Source organism: Streptomyces sp. (assembly GCF_035563135.1).
Taxonomy (GTDB): Bacteria; Actinomycetota; Actinomycetes; order Streptomycetales; family Streptomycetaceae; genus Streptomyces.
Genome location: NZ_DATMVN010000138.1, coordinates 1 through 3,163 on the forward strand (window position 1 = coordinate 1; position 3,163 = coordinate 3,163).

At 70.2% G+C, this 3,163-nt stretch carries 2 protein-coding genes; one reads left to right on the plus strand and one right to left on the minus strand.

Going from position 1 to position 3,163, the window contains the following annotated elements; translation table 11 throughout:
• Nucleotides 1-1,714 (minus strand): BCCT family transporter (locus VN520_RS05830; RefSeq protein WP_325745764.1); only part of this gene is annotated, 1,714 nt, incomplete at its 3' end.
• Nucleotides 1,715-1,976: 262 nt separating this feature from the next.
• On the opposite strand from VN520_RS05830, the gene VN520_RS05835 reads away from it, so the two are divergent.
• Entirely contained in the window at nucleotides 1,977-3,026 is a 1,050-nt protein-coding gene (locus VN520_RS05835) for a LacI family DNA-binding transcriptional regulator (protein WP_325745765.1), read from the plus strand.
• Nucleotides 3,027-3,163 lie beyond the last annotated feature (137 nt).

Consider the following 3,163-nt stretch of genomic DNA (forward strand, 5'->3'; position numbering starts at 1 on the left):
GTTCGTCGCTGGTGACGTCTGCGGGGCCGGGGCCGATCCGGATCTCGAAGTCCCCGTCGTACTTGGCGTGCCCCTGGATGACCGCGGTTTCCACGGCTTCCACACCGAACTCCCTGCGGACGATCATCGGGTCCTGCCGCAGGTCCCGCATCAGGGACACACACATGCCGATCATGACGACGGTGAACGGCGCGGCCACGAGGATGGTCAGGTTCTGCAGCCCTGCCAGCGCGTCCCCCTGGCCGTCGCCGACGAGCAGCATGACCGCCGCGACGGCGCCGGTGACCACGCCCCAGAAGATCACGACCCACTTGCCGGGTTCGAGGACGCCCTTCTGCGAGAGGGTGCCCATCACGATCGACGCGGCGTCGGCACCGGAGACGAAGAAGATGCCGACGAGGACCATCACCAGGATGCTCATGAGGGTGGCGACCGGGAACTGCTGCAGGACGCCGAAGAGCTGTGCCTCCGGGGTGTCGCCGACGTGGGCGAGCCGGCCCGCGTCCTCCAGCCGGATCGCCGACCCGCCGAAGACGGCGAACCAGACCAGGCTGACGGTGCTGGGCACGAGGATCACGCCGCCGACGAACTGACGGATCGTCCGGCCCCGGCTGATCCTGGCGATGAACATGCCGACGAAGGGCGTCCAGGAGATCCACCACGCCCAGTAGAAGACCGTCCAGCTGGCGAGCCAGTCGGCCACCGCCCCTTCGCCGGTGGCCTCGGTGCGCCCGGCGAGCTGGGCGAGGTCACCGAAGTACGCGCCGATGGAGGTGGGCAGCAGGTCGAGCACGATGATGGTGGGCCCCGCGACGAAGACGAAGAGCACCAGGATCAGGGCGAGCACCATGTTGATGTTGGACAGCCACTGGATGCCCTTCTCGACACCGGACACGGCGGAGATGACGAAGGCGACCGTCAGCACGGCGATGATCGCGACCAGCAGGCCCGTGCCGGTCCTCTCCATCCAGTCGAGCTCCTGGAAGCCGCTGCCGATCTGGAGCGCACCGAGGCCGAGCGAAGCCGCGGAGCCGAACAGCGTCGCGAAGATGGCGAGGATGTCGATGATCCGGCCGGCCGTTCCGTGCGCGCGTTTCTCCCCGATGAGCGGGACGAAGACGGAACTGATCGTCTGCCGCCGGTGCCGGCGGTAGGTGCTGTACGCGATGGCGAGCCCGACGACCGCGTAGATCGCCCAGGGGTGCAGGGTCCAGTGGAAGAGGGTGGTGGCCATCGCCGTCTGCATCGCCTCGGCGGTGTCGGCGGGGCGGGTACCGGGCGGCGGATCGACGAAGTGGGCCAGCGGCTCACTGACGCCGTAGAACATCAAGCCGATCCCCATACCGGCGCTGAACATCATGGCGACCCAGGAAACCGTGCGGAATTCGGGTTTCTCGCCCTCCTGCCCGAGCGAGATCTTCCCGTACCGGCTGATCGCGAGCCAGAGAGCGAAGACCACGAAGCCGGAGGCCGCCAGCATGAAGGCCCAGCCGCCGTTGTGGATGAGGCCGTTGAGCAGCTTGTTGGAGACGCTCTCCAGCGAGCCGGTGGCGGTGGAACCCCAGACCACGAAGGCGACGGTGAGCACCGCCGTGACGCCGAAGACCACCCGGTCGGTCGTGGCGCGCCGGCCATGGTGCGGGTCGGCGGGTAGATCGGCCGTGACGGGGAGATAGTCCCCCCGTCCGCCGGTTCCCTGCTCGTCGTGTGACACAGATGGCACCTTTCACGCAGTGCGAAATTTCGCTCTCCGTAGGCAGTACCACATGCGGTGTGCGTCTTGCGGGACCAACAAGCCGTTCCCCGTCGACCGCGTGGACGGCGCATGTGCTGTGTCACGAGGGTGGTGATCCGTCCGGTCGCCCGGCCCGGCCGGTTAGGCTGACGGCATGCGTGCCGAACCGCAGTCCGTTCGTGCCGAAACCCGCCGGTTCCAGCCGTTCCCCGTCGGGGCGCGCGTGTACGAGGAGCGACCCTTGCCCGAGCCGATCCCTGATCCGCAGCGTGATGCCCGGCCCACCCTGGAGGCCGTGGCGGCCCGTGCCGGTGTGTCCAGGGCGACGGCGTCCCGTGTCGTCAACGGCGGTGCGGGTGTTCGGCAGCCCCTGGTGGAACAGGTGCGCAAGGCGGTCGACGAGCTCGGCTACATCCCCAACCACGCGGCGCGGACGCTGGTCACCCGGCGCAACGGCGCGGTCGCCGTGATCATCGACGAGCCCGAGTTCCGGATCTTCTCCGACCCGTTCTTCTCCCGTCAGATCCGCGGGATCAGCCGGGAGCTCAACGCGCACGACGCGCAGCTGGTACTGCTCCTGGTGGAGGGCAGCGGCGACTTCGACCGGGTCACCCGCTATCTGGCCGGTGGTCACGTGGACGGCGTGCTGGCCTTCTCGCTGCACACCGACGACGAACTGCCGGCGATCATCCGGCGGTTCCGGGTCCCCACGGTGTACGGGGGCCGCCCGGAGGCCCCGGCGGCGGGCGAAGAGGCTCCGCAGGTGCCGTACGTCGACTGCGACAACCGGGGCGGTGCGCGCGAGGCCGTACGCCACCTGGTCTCGCTCGGCCGGCGGCACATCGCCCACATCGCCGGGCCCCGCGACCAGACGTCGGCGCTCGACCGGATCGACGGGTACCGCGACGTGCTCCCGGACGCGGGGCGGGACCTCGTCGCGGACGGCGACTTCACCTCGGAGGGCGGGGCCCGGGCCATGGCGGGCCTGCTCGACGCCCATCCGGATCTCGACGCCGTCTTCGTGGCCAACGACCTGATGGCCTCGGGTGCCCTGCGGGTGCTGCGCGAGCGGGGCGTCCGGGTGCCTCAGGACGTGGCGGTGGTCGGGTTCGACGACATGGCCTCGGTGGCGGAGGCGACCGACCCGCCGCTCACGACGGTCCGTCAGGACGTCGAGGGAATGGGCCGGTTGATGGTGCGGCTGCTGATGGAGCGGCTGAACAGCAGCACGGACGTCTGGACCGGGTCCGTGATCACCCCGACCGAACTGGTCCGCCGGGCCTCGGCCTGAGCCCTCCCACGGTCAGGCGCGCGCCGCTTCATGGGGCGTGCCGCCCCGGCCCGGCCGGCCGCCGCCGGCCCGCCACTCGGCCCGTGCCGACCTGGCGAGGGGCAGATAGCGCAGCCGCTCGGGGAGCAGGGGCACGA